Source organism: Geodermatophilus normandii, assembly GCF_003182485.1.
GTDB lineage: Bacteria > Actinomycetota > Actinomycetes > Mycobacteriales > Geodermatophilaceae > Geodermatophilus > Geodermatophilus normandii.
Window position 1 is genome coordinate 583,111 of record NZ_QGTX01000001.1, and the last position, 18,916, is coordinate 602,026.

At 76.1% G+C, this 18,916-nt stretch carries 21 protein-coding genes; 11 read left to right on the plus strand and 10 right to left on the minus strand.

What is annotated here, in order from left to right; translation table 11 throughout:
* The first annotated feature begins 20 nt into the window (after positions 1–20).
* Positions 21–1,391, plus strand: coding sequence for a cryptochrome/photolyase family protein (locus JD79_RS02970; protein WP_110004335.1), 1,371 nt, complete (start codon positions 21–23; stop codon positions 1,389–1,391).
* The gene (locus JD79_RS02975) at positions 1,384–2,193 is read left to right on the plus strand and encodes an Fpg/Nei family DNA glycosylase (protein WP_110004336.1); all 810 of its coding nucleotides are present in this window, start codon (positions 1,384–1,386) and stop codon (positions 2,191–2,193) included. The genes JD79_RS02970 and JD79_RS02975 overlap by 8 nt, the downstream gene beginning before the upstream one ends.
* A 21-nt stretch (positions 2,194–2,214) precedes the next feature.
* Here the strand turns inward: JD79_RS02975 and JD79_RS02980 are convergent, their stop codons facing one another.
* Complete coding sequence (locus JD79_RS02980; protein ID WP_110004337.1) at positions 2,215–2,523, minus strand: putative quinol monooxygenase; 309 nt, start codon at positions 2,521–2,523, stop codon at positions 2,215–2,217.
* A gap of 84 nt (positions 2,524–2,607) precedes the next feature.
* Between JD79_RS02980 and JD79_RS02985 the strand changes: the two genes are divergently transcribed.
* Genes JD79_RS02985 through JD79_RS02990 form a run of 3 tightly spaced genes read left to right on the plus strand, consistent with a single transcriptional unit; the run spans position 2,608 to position 4,375 of the window.
* Positions 2,608–4,044: an FAD-dependent oxidoreductase gene (locus tag JD79_RS02985; RefSeq protein ID WP_245899583.1), complete on the plus strand. Its 1,437-nt coding sequence runs from the start codon at positions 2,608–2,610 to the stop codon at positions 4,042–4,044.
* Positions 4,035–4,163, plus strand: a complete 129-nt coding sequence (locus JD79_RS24130; protein ID WP_281270264.1) for a hypothetical protein — start codon at positions 4,035–4,037, stop codon at positions 4,161–4,163. Before JD79_RS02985 ends, JD79_RS24130 begins: the two co-directional genes overlap by 10 nt.
* Positions 4,136–4,375 carry a VOC family protein gene (locus tag JD79_RS02990; protein ID WP_110004339.1) on the plus strand — a complete coding sequence of 80 codons (240 nt, stop codon included), beginning with the start codon at positions 4,136–4,138 and terminating at the stop codon, positions 4,373–4,375. The genes JD79_RS24130 and JD79_RS02990 overlap by 28 nt, the downstream gene beginning before the upstream one ends.
* On the opposite strand, the gene JD79_RS24390 is transcribed toward JD79_RS02990, so the two are convergent.
* Entirely contained in the window at positions 4,363–5,436 is a 1,074-nt protein-coding gene (locus tag JD79_RS24390; protein ID WP_342767640.1) for an inositol monophosphatase family protein, read from the minus strand. The two genes, JD79_RS02990 and JD79_RS24390, sit on opposite strands and share 13 nt — an antisense overlap.
* 66 nt (positions 5,437–5,502) lie before the next feature.
* Between JD79_RS24390 and JD79_RS03000 the strand changes: the two genes are divergently transcribed.
* Positions 5,503–6,438 carry a glycosyltransferase gene (locus JD79_RS03000; RefSeq protein ID WP_110004340.1) on the plus strand — a complete coding sequence of 312 codons (936 nt, stop codon included), beginning with the start codon at positions 5,503–5,505 and terminating at the stop codon, positions 6,436–6,438.
* A gap of 11 nt (positions 6,439–6,449) precedes the next feature.
* On the opposite strand, the gene ppc is transcribed toward JD79_RS03000, so the two are convergent.
* Positions 6,450–9,257 carry a phosphoenolpyruvate carboxylase gene (gene ppc / locus JD79_RS03005; RefSeq protein WP_110004341.1) on the minus strand — a complete coding sequence of 936 codons (2,808 nt, stop codon included), beginning with the start codon at positions 9,255–9,257 and terminating at the stop codon, positions 6,450–6,452.
* A 57-nt stretch (positions 9,258–9,314) separates the two neighbouring features.
* Here ppc and JD79_RS03010 point away from each other — a divergent pair, with 57 nt between their 5' ends.
* Positions 9,315–10,217, plus strand: coding sequence for an SMP-30/gluconolactonase/LRE family protein (locus JD79_RS03010; RefSeq protein WP_110004342.1), 903 nt, complete (start codon positions 9,315–9,317; stop codon positions 10,215–10,217).
* Between the two features lie 60 nt (positions 10,218–10,277).
* Here JD79_RS03010 and JD79_RS24135 read toward each other — a convergent pair whose 3' ends face one another.
* From JD79_RS24135 to JD79_RS03025, 3 genes are all read right to left on the minus strand, one after another.
* Positions 10,278–11,138, minus strand: a complete 861-nt coding sequence (locus JD79_RS24135) for a tetratricopeptide repeat protein (protein ID WP_110004343.1) — start codon at positions 11,136–11,138, stop codon at positions 10,278–10,280.
* Between the two features lie 103 nt (positions 11,139–11,241).
* Positions 11,242–12,420, minus strand: coding sequence for an ABC transporter permease (locus JD79_RS03020; protein WP_110004344.1), 1,179 nt, complete (start codon positions 12,418–12,420; stop codon positions 11,242–11,244).
* On the minus strand, positions 12,417–13,346 hold the full coding sequence (locus tag JD79_RS03025; protein ID WP_110004345.1) for an ABC transporter ATP-binding protein: 930 nt from the start codon (positions 13,344–13,346) through the stop codon (positions 12,417–12,419). The genes JD79_RS03020 and JD79_RS03025 overlap by 4 nt, the downstream gene beginning before the upstream one ends.
* Before the next feature lie 135 nt (positions 13,347–13,481).
* Here JD79_RS03025 and JD79_RS03030 point away from each other — a divergent pair, with 135 nt between their 5' ends.
* On the plus strand, positions 13,482–14,159 hold the full coding sequence (locus tag JD79_RS03030; RefSeq protein ID WP_110004346.1) for a UdgX family uracil-DNA binding protein: 678 nt from the start codon (positions 13,482–13,484) through the stop codon (positions 14,157–14,159).
* 4 nt (positions 14,160–14,163) lie between these two features.
* Entirely contained in the window at positions 14,164–14,445 is a 282-nt protein-coding gene (locus tag JD79_RS03035; protein ID WP_110004347.1) for an OsmC family protein, read from the plus strand.
* Here JD79_RS03035 and JD79_RS23310 read toward each other — a convergent pair.
* Genes JD79_RS23310 through pdxH form a run of 4 tightly spaced genes read right to left on the minus strand, consistent with a single transcriptional unit; the run spans position 14,442 to position 16,478 of the window.
* On the minus strand, positions 14,442–15,083 hold the full coding sequence (locus JD79_RS23310) for an MFS transporter (RefSeq protein WP_245899585.1): 642 nt from the start codon (positions 15,081–15,083) through the stop codon (positions 14,442–14,444). The two genes, JD79_RS03035 and JD79_RS23310, sit on opposite strands and share 4 nt — an antisense overlap.
* Positions 14,996–15,238, minus strand: a complete 243-nt coding sequence (locus tag JD79_RS23315) for a hypothetical protein (protein ID WP_245899587.1) — start codon at positions 15,236–15,238, stop codon at positions 14,996–14,998. Before JD79_RS23315 ends, JD79_RS23310 begins: the two co-directional genes overlap by 88 nt.
* Positions 15,235–15,834: an MFS transporter gene (locus JD79_RS23320; RefSeq protein WP_245899589.1), complete on the minus strand. Its 600-nt coding sequence runs from the start codon at positions 15,832–15,834 to the stop codon at positions 15,235–15,237. The genes JD79_RS23315 and JD79_RS23320 overlap by 4 nt, the downstream gene beginning before the upstream one ends.
* On the minus strand, positions 15,831–16,478 hold the full coding sequence (gene pdxH, locus JD79_RS03045; protein ID WP_110004348.1) for a pyridoxamine 5'-phosphate oxidase: 648 nt from the start codon (positions 16,476–16,478) through the stop codon (positions 15,831–15,833). The genes JD79_RS23320 and pdxH overlap by 4 nt, the downstream gene beginning before the upstream one ends.
* 160 nt (positions 16,479–16,638) lie before the next feature.
* On the opposite strand from pdxH, the gene JD79_RS03050 reads away from it, so the two are divergent.
* Together JD79_RS03050 and serC are read left to right on the plus strand one after the other, a co-directional pair.
* The gene (locus JD79_RS03050) at positions 16,639–17,769 is read left to right on the plus strand and encodes a citrate synthase 2 (protein ID WP_110004349.1); all 1,131 of its coding nucleotides are present in this window, start codon (positions 16,639–16,641) and stop codon (positions 17,767–17,769) included.
* 20 nt (positions 17,770–17,789) lie between these two features.
* Positions 17,790–18,905 (plus strand): phosphoserine transaminase, encoded by a 1,116-nt coding sequence (gene serC, locus JD79_RS03055; RefSeq protein ID WP_110004350.1) that lies wholly within the window; start codon positions 17,790–17,792, stop codon positions 18,903–18,905.
* The last annotated feature ends 11 nt before the right edge of the window (positions 18,906–18,916 follow it).

The following is an 18,916-nucleotide window of genomic DNA, read 5'->3' on the forward strand; positions in this document are numbered from 1 at the left end:
GGTTGCCTAGCCTGGCGGGGGTGCCGACAGCTCTGCTCTGGTTCCGCCGCGACCTCCGACTCAGGGACCACCCGGCGCTCGTCGCCGCGGTCGAGGCCGCGGGTGGCGACGGCACGGTGGTGCCCGTCTTCGTCGTCGACCCGCGCCTGTGGGAGACGTCGGGCCGGCCACGGCGGGAGTTCCTGCGCGGTTGCCTGGCCGACCTGCGCGAGCAGACCGGCGGGGCCCTGGTCATCCGCTCCGGCGACCCGGTGCGCGTGATCCCCGACCTGGTCCGCGAGACCGGGGCGGGGAGCGTGCACCTGTCCGCCGACGCCGGCGTCTACGGCCGGGCCCGCGACGCGGCGGTCGAGCAGGCGCTCGGCGACGTCCCGTTCGTGCGCACCGGCTCGCCGTACGGCGTCACGCCCGGGCGGCTGACCAAGGACGACGGCACGCCGTTCAGGGTCTACTCCCCCTTCGCGCGGGCCTGGCGGGCCCGCGGACTGCACGGCCCCGCGCCGCGACCCGACGTCGCCTGGGCCCCGGACGTGCCCACGGAGGACCTCCCGCCGGCGCAGGACCTCGACGGCACGGTGCTCCCCCCGGCCGGGGAGCGGGCCGGGCTCGACGCCTGGGCGCTGTTCCGCGACCAGCGGCTGCTCGGCTACGCGACCTCCCGCAACACGCCCGGCACCGACGGCACCAGCCGGCTGTCGGCGCACCTCAAGTACGGCACCGTGCACCCGCGGACCCTCCTCGCCGAGGCGCAGGGACTCGCCGAGGACCACGCCGGAGCCGTGGACACGTTCGTCGGGGAGCTCATCTGGCGCGACTTCTACGCCGACGTCCTGTGGCACCGCCCCGAGACCGCGCGCGAGCCGTTCAACGAGCAGATGAAGGCCATGCGGTACGACACCGGCCCGGTCGCCGACGAGCACTTCGCCGCCTGGGCGGAGGGCCGCACCGGCTATCCGATCGTCGATGCCGGGATGCGCCAGCTGCACGGCGAGGCCTACGTGCACAACCGAGTGCGGATGGTCCTGGCGTCCTTCCTGTGCAAGGACCTGCACGTCGACTGGCGGCGCGGCGCCCGCTACTTCCTCGACCACCTCGTCGACGGCGACCTGGCCAGCAACCACCACGGCTGGCAGTGGGTGGCCGGCACCGGGACCGACCCCTCGCCGTACTACCGCGTGTTCAACCCGACCCGGCAGGGCCAGCAGTTCGACCCCGACGGTGCCTACGTGCGCCGCTGGGTGCCGCAGCTGCGCGACGTCCCCGACCGGTACGTGCACGAGCCGTGGACCATGCCCGGTGGGCCGCCGGAGGGCTACCCGGCGCCGATCGTCGACCACGTCGAGGAGCGCCAGGTCGCGCTGGCCCGCTACCAGGCGGTGCGGGATGCCTGAGGGCCACACCCTCTACCGGCTGGCGAGGGAGCAGTCGGAGCTGTTCGCCGGCCGCCCGGTGCACGTGACCAGCCCGCAGGGCCGCTTCGCCGCCGGGGCCGCGCTGCTCGACGGCCGCGTGCTCGAGGAGGTCACCAGCTACGGCAAGCACCTGTTCGCCGACTTCGGCGGCGACGTGCTGCACGTGCACCTGGGCCTCTACGGCACCTACTCCGCCGGGGTCGGGGACCCGCCGCCGCCGCGCGGGGCGCTGCGCATGCGCTGGGTGGCCGACGGGCCGGAGGGCGAGGGCGTCTGGACCGACCTGCGCGGGGCGACGGCGTGCGACGTCCTCACCCAGCCCGAGGTCGACACCATCCTCGACCGGCTCGGCCCCGACCCGCTGCGCACCCGCCGCGGCGGCCCGCTGTCGTACGCCAAGGTCGGCCGCAGCCGGACGGCGGTCGGCGCGCTGCTCATGGACCAGTCGGTCCTGGCCGGGGTCGGCAACGTCTACCGCGCCGAGATCCTCTTCCGGCACCGCATCTCGCCGTTCCGCCCGGGCCGTGACGTCGGCGCCGACGAGTGGCAGGCGCTGTGGGACGACCTCGTGGTGCTGCTGCGCGCCGGCGTCCGGATGGGCCGGATCGTGACGACGCGGCCGGCCGACCGCTCCCGCCGCTCCGGTGCGGTCCGCCGCGAGGACGCGCACTACGTCTACCGGCGCACCGGCCTGCCCTGCCGCATCTGCGGCACCGAGGTGCGGACCGAGGAGATGGTCGGCCGCAACCTCCACTGGTGCCCCGTCTGCCAGGCCGTCTAGCACCGGGTCGGGGAACGGCGGCTAGAGGGCGCCCTTGACGGGGTCGCCGGCGGGGTGGGCGGTGAGCACCTGGACCGCGGGGCGCTCGGTGAGCTTGCCCTCGAGCCTCGCCGACAGCGAGGTCAGGGGCTCGGCCTTGCCGTGGGTGGCCAGCGCCTCGGGGCTCTCCCACTGCTCGACCATGAGGAGGACACCGCGGCCCTCGTGCAGGGCGTACCGCTCGCAGCCGGGCTCCTCGTGCACCTTCGGCACCGTCTCGAGCACCGCCTGCCGGACCTCGTCCACGTGCTCGGGCTTCGGGGTGATGGTGGCGACGACGACGACGGACACGGGCGGTCCCCTCTGCTGTGGACGGTGGGCTCGCCGGGCGCGTGATCTGGCGCACGGACGCCCGGCGGGGCCAGGATGCCAGTCGTGTCGGACGACGGTGAGCGCGCCCCGGAGGACGGCAGGCCGCTGCGGGTGGCCGTGGTGGGCGCCGGCCCGGCCGGCATCTACACCGCGGAGACCCTGACCCGCCGGGCGCCGGTGCCGGTGACCGTCGACCTGATCGACCGGCTGCCCACCCCCTTCGGCCTGGTCCGGCACGGCATCGCCCCCGACCACCCGAAGATGCGGGCCATCCGCGACACCCTGCACCGGGCGCTCGACCACCCCGGCGTGCGGTTCGTCGGCAACGTCGAGGTGGGCACCGACATCGCCCTCGACGAGTTGCGCACGCACGTCGACGCCGTCGTCTACACCTACGGCGCGGCCCTCGACCGGCCGCTGTCCGTCGACGGCGAGGACCTGCCCGGCAGCCTGGCCGCCACCGACCTCGTGGCCTGGTACTGCGGGCACCCCGACGCCGACCGGGCGAGGGTCGAGGCGGCCCTGAGCGGCGTCCGCCGCGCGGTCGTAATCGGCGTCGGCAACGTGGCCCTCGACGTGGCACGGGTGCTGGCCCGCGCCCCGCAGGAGCTCGAGCCCACCGACATGCCCCAGCACGTGCTCGACGTCCTGGCCGCCACGCCGGTCGAGGAGGTCACCGTGCTCGGCCGCCGCGGCCCCGCGCACGCCAGCTTCACCACCATGGAGCTGCGCGAGCTCGACGGGCTGGACCAGGCCACCGTGCTCGTCGACCCGGCCGACCTCGAGCTGACCCCCGCCGCGGAGGAGCGGGTCGCCGCCGACCGCAACGCCTCCCGCAACCTCGCCGTCCTGCGCGAGTGGGCCGGCCACCGGCCCGAGCCCGGCCGGGTCCGGCTGTCGCTGCGCTTCTACCGCCGGCCGGTGCGCCTGCTCGGGGACGACCGGGTCACCGGCGTGGAGGTGGAGCGCACCGCGGTGGACGACGACGGCCGGGCGACCGGCACCGGCGAGTACGAGGTGCTGCCCGCCGACCTCGTCGTCCGCTCGGTCGGCTACCGCGGGCAGGGGCTGCCCGGCCTGCCCGTCGACACGCGCACCGGCACCGTGCCCAACGAGGAGGGCCGGGTGCTGCGCGGGGGCGCCCCGTCGGCCGGCGAGTACGTGGCCGGCTGGATCAAGCGCGGCCCCAGCGGAGTGGTGGGCACCAACAAGCACGACGCCCGCGAGACCGTCGCCTCGCTGCTGGCCGACGCCGAGGCCGGGGTCATCGGCCCGCACGGCGACCGCGACGACCTGGTGAACACGCTGCGGGCCCGCGGGACCGAGCCGGTGCTGCTGGAGGACTGGCGGGCGATCGACGCCGCCGAGGTGGCCCTGGGCGCCACGCGCGGGCGGGCCCGCACCACGATGCACGAGCGCGAGGCGCTGCTCGCCGCCGTCCGGGCGGCCGCGGACCGACGAGTTCCGGCTCTCCCGCCGGTCGACCCCGCATGCAGCTGAGCAACGTCCTCGCCGTCCTGCCCGTCGACGACTTCCCCACCGCGGAGGCGTGGTACCGGCTGCTGTCGACCGGGAACCCGACCGCCGTCCGATGGCCACCCGCGCGGAGTGGCAGCTGACCGACGGCGGCGCCGTCCAGGTCATCGCGCTGCCCGACGCGCCGCGCGGGACGACGGTGGTGCTCGGCGTCGACGACGCGGACGCACGGGCCGCCGAGCCCGCCGGACGCGGCGTCGACGCGCGGCTCTCGACCACCCCCGACGGCGCCTTCCGGCTGGCGGCCTGCACCGACCCGTCGGGCAACACCGTCATGCTCGGTCAGGTGCTCTGACCCAGCACCGCGGCGGCGAGGTCGCGCGCGCCCTGTTCGGAGGCCGCGGCCACGAACCGGATGAGCGTCCCGGTGTCCGGGCGCAGCCGCAGCGGCCCGCCGTCGTCGGTCAGCGCCACCCCGCCCGCGGCGGCCAGCACGGCCAGCCCGCCGGCGACGTCGTGCACGTGGGTGCCGCTGCGGTCGAGGTCGTGCCAGGCGGCGGCGGACCCGTCGGCGACCAGGCACAGGTCGACGGCGGTGCAGCCGGTCACCCGCACCCGGTGCGCGGTGGCGGGCACCCGGACGGTGCGTCCCGACGGCGCGACGACGGTGCTGCCCTCCCGCACCCGCGCCGGCACGCCGTCGCGCTGCGCGCCGGCGTCCACGGTCCCGGCCCAGCGGCGGCCGGAGGACAGGTCGACGACGAGCCCGGCCACCGGGCGGCCGCGGTGCACCAGCCCCGCCGAGAACGCCCACGGCGGCAGCCCGGCGCGGAAGTTGCCGGTGCCGTCGAGCGGGTCGAGCACGATCCACGGCTCGTCGCCGGTCACGTCGGGGTCGGGGCGCTCCTCCGACAGCACGGGCACGCCGAGCGGTGCCAGCGTCTCGGCGGCGGCGTCGTGCGCGGCGTCGTCGGCGGCCATCGACCAGCTGCCGTCGTCCTTCCGGACGTCCCGCCCGGTGTCCCGGGCCAGCGCGACGGCCACCTCGACCCGGGTGGCGGCCAGCGCGGCGAGGTGGGCGAACCGCTCGGTCAGCGGCGCGTCGGCCGGCGGCGCGACCACCTCGACCACCCGCCCGGTCCCCGCGTCACGGACCTGCGAGCAGCCCCAGGCCGCGGCGACGGCGAGCAACCCGGCCCGGCCGGTCACGTGCGTGGAGCGGTGGACGACGACGGCCTCGGTGGTGCCCTCGTCGGTCCAGCGGCGTCGCAGGTGCGCCGCCGCGCCGTCGCCGACGAGCAGCCGCGCGCCGGGGTCGAGCAGCTCGGGCGCGAGCGCGGCCGGCCCGACGCCGAGCAGCCGGGCCGCCGCGCGCAGGTCCTCCCCCGACGCCGCCACCCGCATCGTCTCCGCCACCACTCCCCCGCTCCGCCCGCCCTCCCGCAAGGTAGGCCACCGGGGGCGCCGGGGTAGGGCGCCACGGTGACGGCTCCCGCGCGCACCGGTCTCGACGACGTCGACGTCGTCCTCCTCGTCCACCAGGAGCCCCCGGAGCTGCTCGCGCGGCACCACGCGGCGCTGTCGGCGGCCACCGGCCCCGGCTGGCGCGGCCGGGCGCTGCTGGTGGAGAACGCCGCCGCGCCGGCGACGTCGGCGGCCGCCCGCGGGCACCTGTCCGAGCACTACCCGGACGCCGACCGGTGGGTCCTGCGCTCCCCGCGCAACCTCGGCTTCGCCCGCGCCATGGACCTCGCCCTCGACGCCTGCCGCGGCCGGTTCGTGGCCCTGGTCAACTCCGACGGCGAGCCCGACCCGGGCATGCTGCACCGGCTGGCCGGCGTCCTCGACGCCGAGCCCCGGGCGGTGTGGGCGGCGCCGGCGGTCTCCGGCCCCGGCGAGGACGACGACCCGCCCGGCCCGCCGTTCGAGGCCGGCGAGCTGGGCGGCACCGCGCTGCTGGTGCGCCGGGCGGAGTTCCTGGCGGCCGGGGGCTTCGACCCGCTGTACTTCTTCTACAACGAGGACCGCGACGCCTCCGCCCGCCTGCGCGCGGCCGGGCACCTGCTGCTGCGGGTCCCCGACAGCCGTTTCCGGCACGGCAAGGACGGCCGGAGCGCCCGCGGGGTGTTCCTGCGCGAGTGGCACTACGGCCGCACCGTCCAGGTGTTGCTCCCGCAGCACGCGGACCGGCCGGTGCGGGAGGCGCTGACCTTCCTCGCCCGGCGGCCGCGCGCGGTCGCACAGCACCTGCGCGACGGCGACCTGCCCGGCGCGGCCGGCATCGCGCTGGCCACCCTCGAGCTGCCGCGCGGGCTCCTGGTGGCCGCCGCGCGGCGCCGCCACCCCTGGGACGGCGCCCGGCTCGCCGCCTGGCTGGAGGAGCACCGCGGCGACGTCGAGCTGGACCGCTGTCCCTGAGCCGGTCCGGCTCAGCCCGAGTTGCGCAGCGCCGTCGCGATCCCGTTGATCGTCAGCTGGATGTTGCGCCGGACCAGCTCGTCGTCGTCGCCGGTGCGGCGGCGGCGCAGCATCTCCACCTGCAGGTGGTGCAGCGGCTCCAGGTAGGGGAACCGGTTGCGGATGGAGCGGACCAGCGACGGGTTGTCGGCCAGCAGGGAGTCGTCGCCGGTGACCGCGAGCAGCATCCGGCAGCTGCGCTCGTGCTCGGCGGTGATCTGGTCGAACACCCGCGCGCGCAGCTCCTCGTCGGGCACCAGCCCGGCGTAGCGGGCGGCGAGCTCGAGGTCGGTCTTGGCCAGCACCATCCCCATGTTCGACAGCACCGTGCGCAGGAACGGCCAGCGCCGGTGCAGCTCCCGCAGCCGGTCCAGGCGCGCGGGGTCGTCGCCGATCCAGGACTCCAGCGCCGACCCGGTGCCGTACCAGCCGGGCAGCATGATCCGCGCCTGCGACCAGCTGAACACCCACGGGATGGCCCGCAGGTCGGCGATCCGGTCGCCGGCCTTGCGCGAGGGCGGCCGGCTGCCGATGTTGAGCTCGGCCAGCTCGCGGATCGGTGTCGCGGCGCGGAACCACTCCACGAAGCCCGGGGTGTCGTGCACCAGCGCGCGGTAGGCGTCCTGGGCGCGGGCGGCGAGGTCGTCGAGCAGCGCGTAGGCCTCCTCGGCGTCGTCGCCGAGCCCCTCGACGTCGAGCAGCGTCGCCTCCAGCGTGGCCGCGACCAGCGCCTCGAGGTTGCGGCGGGCGAGGGCCGGCTCGCCGTACTTGGCCGCGATGACCTCGCCCTGCTCGGTGAGCCGCAACGCCCCGGCCACCGCGCCGGGCGGCTGCGCGCGGATCGCCTCGTAGCTCGGCCCGCCGCCGCGCCCGACCGTGCCGCCGCGGCCGTGGAAGAGCCGCAGCCGGATGCCCTCGGCGCGCGCCACCTCGACCAGCGCCAGCTCGGCCCGGTACAGCGCCCAGTTGGCGGCCAGGTAGCCGCCGTCCTTGTTGCTGTCGGAGTAGCCGAGCATGACCTCCTGCGCGTCGCCCCGGTTGCGCACCAGCTCCCGGTACACCGGCTGGGCGAGGACGGCGGTCATCGTCTCGCCGGCGCCCTGCAGGTCGGCGATCGTCTCGAACAGCGGCGAGATGCCGACCGGGCAGGTGGGGCCGTCCTCGCCGTCGGGGTCGAGCAGGCCGACCTCCTTGAGCAGGACGGCGACCTCCAGCACGTCGCTGACCGACTCGCACATGCTGATCACGTAGTTGGGGATCGCCCGCGGGCCCAGCAGCGCCACCTGCTCGGCGGCGGCCACCAGCAGGTCCAGCTCGCCGCGGGCCAGCTCGGAGAGCTCCGCGGCCGGGCGCACCAGCGGCCGGCGCATCCGCAGCTCACCGGCCAGCAGCTCCACCCGCGCGGCCTCGTCGAGGGACGCGTAGTCGGGGCAGACGCCGGCCCAGGCCAGCAGCTCGCCGACCACCTCCTCGTGGACGGAGGAGTTCTGCCGCATGTCCAGCCCGGCCAGGTGGAAGCCGAACACCTCGACGGCGTCGCGCAGCCGGGCCAGCCGGTCGTCGGCGAGCGCGCCGGCGCCGTGGCTGCGCAGCGAGGCGTCGACGACGGCGAGGTCGGCGATCAGCTCGCCGGGGGTGTCGTAGGGGGTGAGCTCGGCGTGCGGCGCGGCGCCGGGCACCCGCCCGAGGACCCGCCGCGCGGTGGCCGCCAGCCGTGCGTGCACCCCGTTCAGCGCCCGGCGGTAGGGCTCGTCGGCCCGGAACGGCGAGTCGTCGCGGGAGGCGTCGGCCAGGTGCGACAGCTCCGGCGTCGGCGTGACCAGCCGGTCGGACATCGAGAGCTCGCTGCGGAGCTCGACGAGCTCCGACAGGTGGTGGGCCAGCGCGGTCTCGGCCTGGCGGGTGCTGGCGCGGCGGACGGCGTCGGCGGTGACGAACGGGTTGCCGTCGCGGTCGCCGCCGATCCACGAGCCCGGCTGCAGCACCGGCTGCGTGGGCAGCCCGCTGGAGGGCCAGCGCTCCCCCAGCGCCCGGCGCAGGTCGGCGTTGATCTCGGGGACGACCCGGAACAGCGACAGGTCGTAGTAGCGCAGCGCCTCGTCGATCTCGTCGGCCAGCCGCAGCCGCGACAGCCGCAGCAGCGCCGTCTGCCACAGGGTCAGCACCGAGCGCTGCAGGGCCGTCGACCACCGCTGCTCGTCGACCTCGCCCGGCGCCATCCGGTCGCGCTCGCGGATGAGCTCGGCGACCTCCCGCTGGACCTGCGAGATCGTCCGGCGGCGCACCTCGGTCGGGTGCGCGGTGACCACCGGCACGACCAGCGCGCCGGACAGCTCCCGCGCGACCACGTCGGGGTCGAGGCCGGCCCGGTCGAGCAGCGCGAAGGTGGCCGCGAGGCTGCCCGGCTGCGGCGGCGACCCCGCCCGGTGGTGGTGCCGGCGGCGGCGCTCGTGGTGCAGGTCCTCGGCGAGGTTGGCCAGCAGCGAGAAGTGGCTGAACGCGCGGATGACGTGGTTGGCCGCCCGGACGTCGAGGTCGCCGAGGCGGGCGGCCAGCCCGGCACGGTCGGTCTCCGAGCGGCGCACGGCGAAGGCCTGCACGCGGGTGGACTCGACGAGGTCCAGGACGTCGTCGCCGGTCTGCTCGCGGATGACCTCACCGAGCACCCGGCCGAGGAGCCGGATGTCGTCCCGCAGCGGGGCGTCGTCGGCACGGCCGTCCCCCTGCGGGTCTCGGCCGGGCAGGCGCAGGTCGGCGACGTCCACGGTGGCTTCGGACATGGAGGGCAGTATCCGTCCCCCGTGTGACGGGCGGGTGTCGCGGGCACCTGCCCGCCCGTGCTGACGCTGCGCGCCACCCCCGCCGACCCCGCTCCCGCCGGCCACGGGGAGGGCCCCACCTGGGACGCCGCCCGCTCCGAGCTGCTGTGGGTCGACATCTCCGCCGGCCTGGTCCGCCGCGCGACCCTCGACGGCGACACCCTGGCCGACGCCGGCTCGCTGCGCGCCGGGGACACCGTGGGCGCCGTCGTCCCCGCGGCGGCCGGCGGCTGGCTCGCCGCGGCCGGCGGCAGCTTCACCCACCTGGCCGACGACGGCACCGCCCGCGTCCTGCTCGAGCTGACCGGCGTGGGCGGCAGCGAGGCCGACGGCGGCACCCGCATGAACGACGCCAAGTGCGACCGGGCCGGGCGGTTCTACGCCGGGACCATGGCCTTCGACGAGCGCCCCGGCGCCGGCGTCCTCTACCGGCTCGACACCGACGGCACCGTGACCACCGTCCGGGAGGACCTCACGGTCTCCAACGGCCTGGGCTGGTCACCCGACGACCGCACCGTCTACCTCGCCGACTCCGGCCCGGGGCTGGTGCACGCCTTCGACCACGACCCGGGCAGCGGCGAGTGGAGCAACGCCCGCGTGCTGCTGGAGACCGGCGGCGCCGACGGCGTCGCCGACGGGCTCACCGTCGACGACGAGGGCTGCCTCTGGACGGCGATGTGGGGCGGCGGCCAGGTGCGCCGGTGGTCCCCCGAGGGTGAGCTGCTCGCCGTCGTCGAGGTGCCGGTGGCCAACACCTCCAGCTGCGCCTTCGCCGGTCCCGACCGGGGCCTGCTGGTGATCAGCACCGCGCACGGCGAGGGGGACGAGGAGCAGGCCGGGCGGCTGTTCACCGTCCGGCCGGGCGTGACCGGCCCGCCCGCGAGCCCCTACCGCGGCCCGCTGGCGGCCCTGCGCCAGTAGGAGGACCCCACCGCCCCCGCCACTCGGAGGCTCGCGGCGGGCCCCTGCGGTGGGGCCGGCTCAGCTCTCCTGCAGCAGCGCCAGGGCCGCGGCGGCGAGCTGGTCGCCGGCGGCGGCGCCGCGCTCGAACTCCTCGGCCGCGCCGGCGATGTCGCCGCGGTCGGCCAGGAGCACGCCGAGGTTGTGGTGGCAGTAGGCGTCGCCCGCGTGGATGCCGGCGCGGTAGGCCTCCTCGGCCGCCTCGTCGTCGCCCAGCTCCTCGCGGTAGAGGTTGCCCAGGGGCAGCCACGCCACCTGCTCGCCGAGCTTGGCACCGCGCTCGAGCACCGAGCGGGCCTCCTCGGCGCGGCCGGTCTGCAGCAGCAGCGCCGCGAGGTCGGCGCGCGCGGCGGCGAAGTGGGCGGCCCCGGCGCGCAGCCGCGCCTCGAGGGCGGGGTCGAGGGTGGCGCACCACTGCCAGCAGGCGGCCACGGCGTCGGCCTCGGCGTCCCCGGCGGCGGCGAGCTCCTCGGCGACGGCCAGCGCCTGCTCCCGCTCCCCCTGCTCGCGCAGCAGGAACGCCAGCTGCAGCCCGCCCTCGGTGTCCCCGGCCTCGGCGGCCCCTCGGTAGGCGGCCATGGCCCCCGCGAGGTCGCCGAGCTGCTCGAGCACCAGCCCGAGGTTGCGCCAGGCGTCGGACTCGCCACCGGCCAGCGCGACCTCGTAGGCGTCGACGGCCTCGGCCCAGCGCTCCTGCGCGGCCAGGCTGTTGCCCAGGTCGTAGTAGCCGGTGACGTCACCGAGGGCCGCCGCGCGGCGGAAGCACCACTCGGCGTCGGTCAGCCGGCCGGCGTCGGCGAGGTCGCAGCCCAGCTCGATCAGCTCGTCGGCGTCCTCGGAGGCCTGCAGCCGCCAGAGGCGCGCGTCCAGGTCCTCGGTCATGGCGCCGATGATGGCCGCGCTGACCTGGGCGCACGCCCTCCGTCGGGGTGAGGTCACCCCAACGTGTCCGGCGCTCGTCCCGGCGGGTGTCGCCCCGCCGGGATCAGGCCTCGCCGGCCCGCAGCGCCTCCCGCAGCTTGGTCTTACCGCCGGTCCGCAGCAGGGCCCCGGAGTACACCCGGCCGCCCAGCCGGACCACCAGCGCGATGGCCACCAGCATGAGGACGACGGCCACGGCGACCTCCCACAGCGCCACGTCGCCGGCCGCCTGGCGCACCGGCATGACCATCGGCGAGAGGCCCGGAACGTAGGAGGTCACGACCGCCAGCGTCCCGTCCGGGTCGCTCGCCGCCTGGACGGCCACGACGAACCCGGCCACCAGCACCAGCGACGCCGGCGTCAGCACGCTGCCGAGGTCCTCCTGCCGGCTCACCAGCGAGGCGGCGACGGCGAACAGCGAGGCGTACAGGGCGTAGCCGAGCACGAACCAGAACAGCAGCCACAGCACCGTCCCGACCAGCTCGCCGGGCAGGTCCACGACGTCGAAGGCCAGCGCCCCGCCGATCCCGATCGCGGCGATGACGGCGATCTGCCCGAGGCCGAGGACGCCGAGGCCGAGGATCTTGCCGGCCAGCAGCTGCCACGGCCTCATCGTGGCCAGCAGCAGCTCGACCACCCGGCTGGACTTCTCCTCGACCACGCCCTGCGCGACGAACTGCGCGAAGAGGATGAGCAGGCTGTAGAGCAGCACGACCCCGATGACGGCGACGACGGTGCGCTGCGTGTCGGCCGCGGAGTCGCCGTCGAGTGCCGTCACCGTGAGCTGCGGCAGGTCGGAGGGGTCGACGCCGGCCTGCGCCAGCGCGTCGCCCAGCGCCACCGCGCCGACGGCCCCGGACACGACCGCCTCCAGCGTGGTGTCGGGGTCGACGACCACGAGCTCGGGAGCGCTGCTGCCGCCGACGAGTGCGCCGTCGACCTCCTCGTCCTCGACGGCGGTGCGCGCCGCGTCGTCGGTGTCGAAGCGGACCACCTCGACGTCGACGTCGAGCGCCTCGCCCTGCGCCTCGAGCGCGGTGTCCACCTGACCGGGGTCACCGACCACCCCGATCCGGCTGGTGTCCTCCCCGGAGTTGACGACGACCTGGAAGACCAGCACGCCGAGGATCAGCACGATCATCAGCACCGAGCTGGCGATGAACGTCTTGTCGCGGACGCGCGAGGAGATCTCGCGCCCGGCGACCAGGCGGACCAGCCGGCCGCTCGACAGCGGCGCGCTCACGCCGCCACCTCCTCGCGGACCGCGGCCCGCTGCGCCGGGTCGGCGACGACCTCGCGGAACAGCTCGACCAGCGTGGCCTCGCGCCAGGCGAAGTGGGTGACCCGGCCGGTGCGCAGCGCGGCGGCGAGCACCTGCTGGTCGTCGGTGTCCCCGGCGAGCTCGAGCAGCGTGTCGCCGGCCCGCTCGGAGACCACCCGGACGCCGGGCACGGCGGCCGCCCAGCCCGGCGCGGCGTCGGGGACGACGACCCGCAGCACCCGGCCGGACTCGCGGCGCCGCAACTCCTCGACGGTGCCGGTGGCGACCATCCGGCCGCGGGCGAGGATGCCGACCGAGTCGCACAGCCGCTCGACCAGGTCGAGCTGGTGGCTGGAGAACACGACGGGCACGCCGGCGCGGCACCGCTCGAACAGCGCCTCGGCCAGCGCGTCGACGCCGACCGGGTCCAGGCCGCTGAACGGCTCGTCGAGGATGAGCACCTCGGGCCGGCTGACCAGCGCGGCGGCCAGCTGCACGCGCTGCTGGTTGCCCAGCGACAGCTTCTCGACCGGGTCGCCGCGGCGCTCGGCCAGGCCGAGGCGGCCCGACCACTCCTCGGCGGCGCGGGCCGCGGCGGCGGTGTCCATGCCGTGCAGCCGCGCGAAGTAGGACAGCTGCTCGGCCACCCGCATCTTCGGGTAGAGCCCGCGCTCCTCCGGCATGTAGCCGATGCGCCGCCGGGCCTCCTCGTCCAGGGGCCGGCCGCGCCAGCGCACCTCACCGGCGTCGGCCCGGGCCAGGCCCATCGCGATGCGCATCGTCGTCGTCTTCCCGGCCCCGTTGGACCCGCAGAAGCCGAACATCGAGCCGGGGGCGACGGTGAAGCCGACACCCTCCAGCACGCGGTTGTCGCCGTAGCTCTTGTGGAGCCCGTCGAACTCGAGCACTGCCCCTCCGTCCAGAGATCCCCGTGCCCCGGCGACGCTATCGGGCGGGACGACGCCGCCGACACATCCGATCCGAACCGGGTCCGGAACGTGACCCGGCTCGCGGGCCGGACACACCTGCGGTGTCATCGGGGCATGAGCCAGGAGAACGTCCCCGCCAGCCCACCGTCGGGCGTCGGGCTGGACGGCCTGCGGCAGGCGGCGGCCGGGTGCCGGGCCTGCGAGCTGTGGGAGCCGGCGACCCAGACGGTCTTCGGGGAGGGCCCCGAGACCGCGCGCATCGTGTTCGTCGGCGAGCAGCCCGGCGACCAGGAGGACCGCAGGGGCGAGCCGTTCGTCGGCCCGGCCGGCCGGCTGCTGGACCGGGCGCTCGCCGACGCCGGGATCGAGCGGAACGACGCCTACGTCACCAACGCCGTCAAGCACTTCCGGTTCACGCCCACGGCCAAGCGGCGCATCCACCAGTCGCCGGGCGCGGAGCACGTCCGGGCCTGCCGGCCGTGGCTCGAGGCGGAGTTCGAGGTGCTCAAGCCCGAGGTCGTCGTCTGCCTGGGCGCGACCGCCGCCAAGGCCCTCATCTCGCCGTCGTTCCGGATCACCAAGGAGCGCGGCGTGCTCATGCCCTGGACGCCGCCCGGCGTCGCCCGTGCCGAGGCCGGCGACGACGAGCCCGACGAGGACGCCCCGGCGCAGACCTGGATGCTGGCCACCGCCCACCCCTCGGCGGTGCTGCGGGTGCCCGACGAGGACCGCCCGAAGGCCTACGACGCGCTGGTCGCCGACCTGCGCGTGGTCGCCGGCGCGCTGGCCTGACGCCGTGGACCGGCTCCACACGGCCGAGGCCACCGCCGCCGGAGCCCGGACCGGCCAGGTGCGCACCTCCGACGGCCGGCTCGACGTGCACCTGTCCCGCCCCGCCGAGACGGGTGGCGACGGCGGCCCCGGCTACTCCGGTCTCGGCGTCGACCCCACCGCCCGGCTCCCCGCCCTGGACGCGGAGGAGGGGCGGGCGCTGGTGGAGCGCACGCACACCATCTGCCCGCACTCGCGCGCCACGCGGGGCGACGTCGAGGTGGGCCTGCACGTGGCCGGGGACTAGCCGCCCGACCGCGACGCCCGGAAGTGCAGGAACGAGGGCACCAGCAGCGCGACGACGACCATGGCGACCACGACGACGACCCCGCCGGACACCATCGCCACGCCGACGCCCGCGGCGCTGGCCATCGCCCCGGCGCGCAGGTCGCCCAGCCGCGGGCCGCCCGCGACGACGACGATGAACACGCCCTGCATGCGGCCGCGCATCTCGTCGGGCGCGGCGGTCTGCAGCATCGACGAGCGCAGCACCGCGCTGACCATGTCGCCGGCACCGGCGACCGCCAGGAACAGCACGGCGAGCCAGAGCGACGGCGCCAGCCCGAAGCCGACGATCGCCACGCCCCACACGACGATGGCGGCGAGCACCACCGCGCCCTGCCGGTCGACCCGCGACACCCAGCCCGAGGTCAGCCCCATGAGCAGCGCCCCGATCGAGATGCCGGCGAACAGCCAGCCGTAGGCGTTGGGCGAGCCGGCGTAGCGGCCCTCGGCGAGCTCGGGGAACACCGCCTGCGGCCAGGCGAACAGCATCGCGATCACGTCGACGACGAAGGTCATGAGCAGCACCGGCTGGGTGCGCAGGAACGTGAAGCCCTCGCCCACCCCGCGCAGCGCGGCGCCCGGGCGCAGCGGCCCGGCCACGCCGGCCGGGGCAGCGGCGGCAGGCCGCGGATGAGCACGGCGGCGACCAGCAGCGTGGCGGCGTCGACCAGGTAGGCCACGAAGATGTCGCCGAGGGCGATGAGCAGGCCCGCCGCCAGCGGCCCGGCGATGACGCCGACCTGCCGCACGGTCATCGCCAGGGCGTTGGCCGCGGCCACCCCTCGGCGCCGACCAGCGCGGGGATCACCGCGCTGCGGGCGGGCTGGTTGACCGCGGTCAGGCCGGAGACGGCGGCCACCAGCAGCCACAGCAGCCAGAGGTTGCCACCGCCGGGCAGCAGCGCCTGCGCGGCCAGCAGCGCGCTGGTGACCGCCGAGCCGACGCCGGTGACCAGCATCAGCCTGCGGCGGTCCATCGCGTCGGCGATGGCGCCGCCGAGCAGGCCGAAGACGACCAGCGGGACCAGCGACACGATCGAGGTGACGCCGACCAGCAGCGAGTCGCCGGTCAGTGCGTAGACCTGGTACGGGACGGCGACCAGCGTCATCTGCTGGCCGACCATCGTCGCGGTCAGCCCCCAGAACAGCCGCCGGTAACCGGGATCGCGCAGGGGGCTGGTGTCGATCGCCCAGCCCCTCGGCGACGGGGACCGGCGGCGCGGCACGGGCGCGGGCTCGGCGACCTCCCCCGGCTCGACCGGGTCGAGGGGCAGCTGCCCGCCGGGCCGGCCCCGCTGCAGGGGCCCGCGCCGAGCCTGCGAGGTGTGGGGGGCAGCGGGGTCCTTCCTCACGGGGCGAGCCGCTGGAGGACCCAGCCGCCGCCCTCCTCGTCGTCGCGGACGAAGCGCAGCCGGTCGTGCAGCCGCCCCGGGCCGCCCTGCCAGAACTCGACGTGCTCGGGCACCACCCGGTACCCGCCCCACGTCGGCGGCCGCGGCACCTTCTCGGTCGTCGTCTCCTCGTCGAGCAGCCGCACCCGCCCCTCGAGCTCCTCGCGGGAGTCCACGACGGTGGACTGCACCGAGGCGACGGCGGCCAGCTGTGCCTCGCGCGGGCGGGGGTCCCAGAGGTCGTCGGAGGCGGCGTCGCCGATGCGCTCGACGGTGCCGGTCACCCGAACCTGGCGCTGCAGCGCGTGCCAGGGGAAGACCAGCGCCGCCCGCGGGTTGGCCGCCAGCTGCGCACCCTTGGTCGAGGCGTAGCTGGTGCCGAAGACGAAGCCGGCCTCGTCGTAGCCCTTGAGCAGCACGATGCGCGCGTCCGGGGCGCCGTCGGCGTCGGCCGTGGCCACGACCACCGCGTTCGGGTCGGGGACGTCGGCGGCGACGACGTCGCGGAACCAGCGGTCGAACTGCTCCACCCACGTCGGCGCGAGGTCCTCCTCGCGCAGCCCCGGGCGGTCGTAGTCCCTGCGCATGCGGGAGAGGTCGGCCACCCCGCCATGCTGACACCGCCGCCGCGGCGGGGTGCCGGGCGCCTCCCGCTGGACGGCAGCCCCCCGTGTGACGGGGGCGACCGCTGGGCCTAGTGTCGCGGTGCAGTCGTGCGCCGCGGAACGTGCGGGCACGAGGTCCGCGCGCAGAGGAGCATGCGAGATGGCCGACGACTTCGTACCCGGCCTCGAGGGCGTCATCGCCTTCGAGACCACGATCGCCGAGCCCGACAAGGACGGCGGGTCCCTGCGTTACCGCGGGGTCGACATCGAGGACCTGGTCGGCAAGATCACCTTCGGCAACGTCTGGGCGCTGCTGGTCGACGGCAAGTTCGGCCCCGGCCTGCCCCCTGCCGAGCCGTTCCCGATCCCGGTGCACAGCGGCGACGTCCGCGTCGACGTGCAGGCCGCGCTGGCGATGCTGGCCCCGTTCTGGGGCTACCGCCCGCTGCTGGACATCTCCGACGAGGAGGCCCGCAACCAGCTGGCCCGCGCCGCGGTCATGGCGCTGTCCTACGTCGCGCAGTCCGCCCGCGGCATCGGCACCCCGGCGGTGCCGCAGAGCCGCATCGACGAGGCCTCGACCATCGTCGAGCGCTTCATGGTCCGCTGGCGCGGCGAGCCCGACCCCCGCCACGTCGCCGCCGTCGACGCCTACTGGACGTCGGCCGCCGAGCACGGCATGAACGCCTCCACGTTCACCGCCCGCGTCATCGCCTCCACCGGGGCCGACGTCGCCGCCGCGATGTCCGGCGCCATCGGCGCCATGTCCGGCCCGCTGCACGGCGGCGCCCCCTCGCGCGTGCTGCACATGCTCGACGGCGTCGAGCAGGAGGGCGACGCCGAGAAGTACGTGAAGGGCCTGCTGGACCGCAAGGAGCGGCTCATGGGCTTCGGGCACCGCGTCTACCGTGCCGAGGACCCCCGCGCCCGCACCCTGCGCAAGGCCGCCAAGGAGCTCGGCGCCCCCCGCTTCGACGCCGCGCTGGCGCTGGAGCAGGCGGCGCTCAAGGAGCTGCGCGAGCGGCGTCCCGACCGGCCGATCGAGACCAACGTCGAGTTCTGGGCGGCCATCGTCCTCGACTTCGCCGAGGTCCCGAGCCACATGTTCACCTCGATGTTCACCTGCGCCCGCACCGCGGGCTGGTGCGCGCACATCCTGGAGCAGAAGCAGACCGGCCGCCTCGTGCGCCCGTCGGCCCGCTACGTGGGCCCGGCGGCGCGCAAGCCCGAGGAGGTCGAGGGCTTCGACACCATCACGGTCAAGGCCGTCGACCAGGCAGCCCCCGCCTGACCGGCCCGAACGGAGCGCCCATGAGCATCGAGATCCCCGCCGGCCTGCTGCCCGCCGACGGCCGCTTCGGGTGCGGACCCTCCAAGGTCCGCCCCGAGGCGCTGCGGGCACTGGCCACCGACGGGGCGGCGCTCATGGGCACCTCCCACCGCCAGGCCCCGGTCAAGGGGCTGGTCCGCCAGGTGCGGGAGGGGCTGGCCGAGCTGTTCGGCCTGCCCGAGGGATACGAGGTCGTGCTCGGCAACGGCGGGAGCACGGCGTTCTGGGACGTCGCCACCTTCGGCCTGATCCGGCAGCGCAGCGCCCACGGCACCTACGGCGAGTTCTCGGCGAAGTTCGCCTCCGCGGTCGCCGAGGCGCCGTTCCTCGACGAGCCGGTCGTCGTCGCCGGCCGGCCGGGGACGCTGGCGCTCCCGGAGGGGCAGCCGGGCGTCGACGCGTACGCGTGGGCCCAGAACGAGACCTCGACCGGGGTCATGGCCCCGGTGGTGCGCCCCGCCGGTGCCGACGACGACGCGCTGGTCCTCGTCGACGCCACCAGCGGCGCCGGCGGCCTGCCGGTCGACGTCACGCAGGCCGACGCGTACTACTTCGCCCCGCAGAAGTCCTTCGCCTCCGACGGCGGCCTGTGGATCGCGCTGATGAGCCCGGCGGCACTGGAGCGGGTGGCGGAGGTCGAGGCGTCGGGGCGGTGGATCCCCGGGTTCCTCGACCTGGCGACCGCCGTCGACAACTCCACCAAGGACCAGACCTACAACACCCCCGCGGTGGCCACGCTGTTCCTGCTCGCCGACCAGGTGCGCTGGATGCTCGGCCTCGGCGGGCTGGCCGGCACCGTGGCGCGGACGACCGACTCCTCGGGCCGGCTCTACGGCTGGGCGGAGAAGTCGCCCTACGCCACGCCGTTCGTCGCCGACCCGTCGCAGCGCAGCCTCGTCGTGGGGACGGTCGACTTCGACGAGTCCGTCGACGCCGCGCAGGTGGCGACGGTGCTGCGGGCCAACGGCGTCGTCGACGTCGAGCCCTACCGCAAGCTCGGCCGCAACCAGCTGCGCGTGGGCATGTTCCCCGCCGTCGACCCCGACGACGTCAGCGCGTTGACCGCCTGCATCGACTTCGTCGTCGAGCGGCTGTAGTCGGCCCCGCT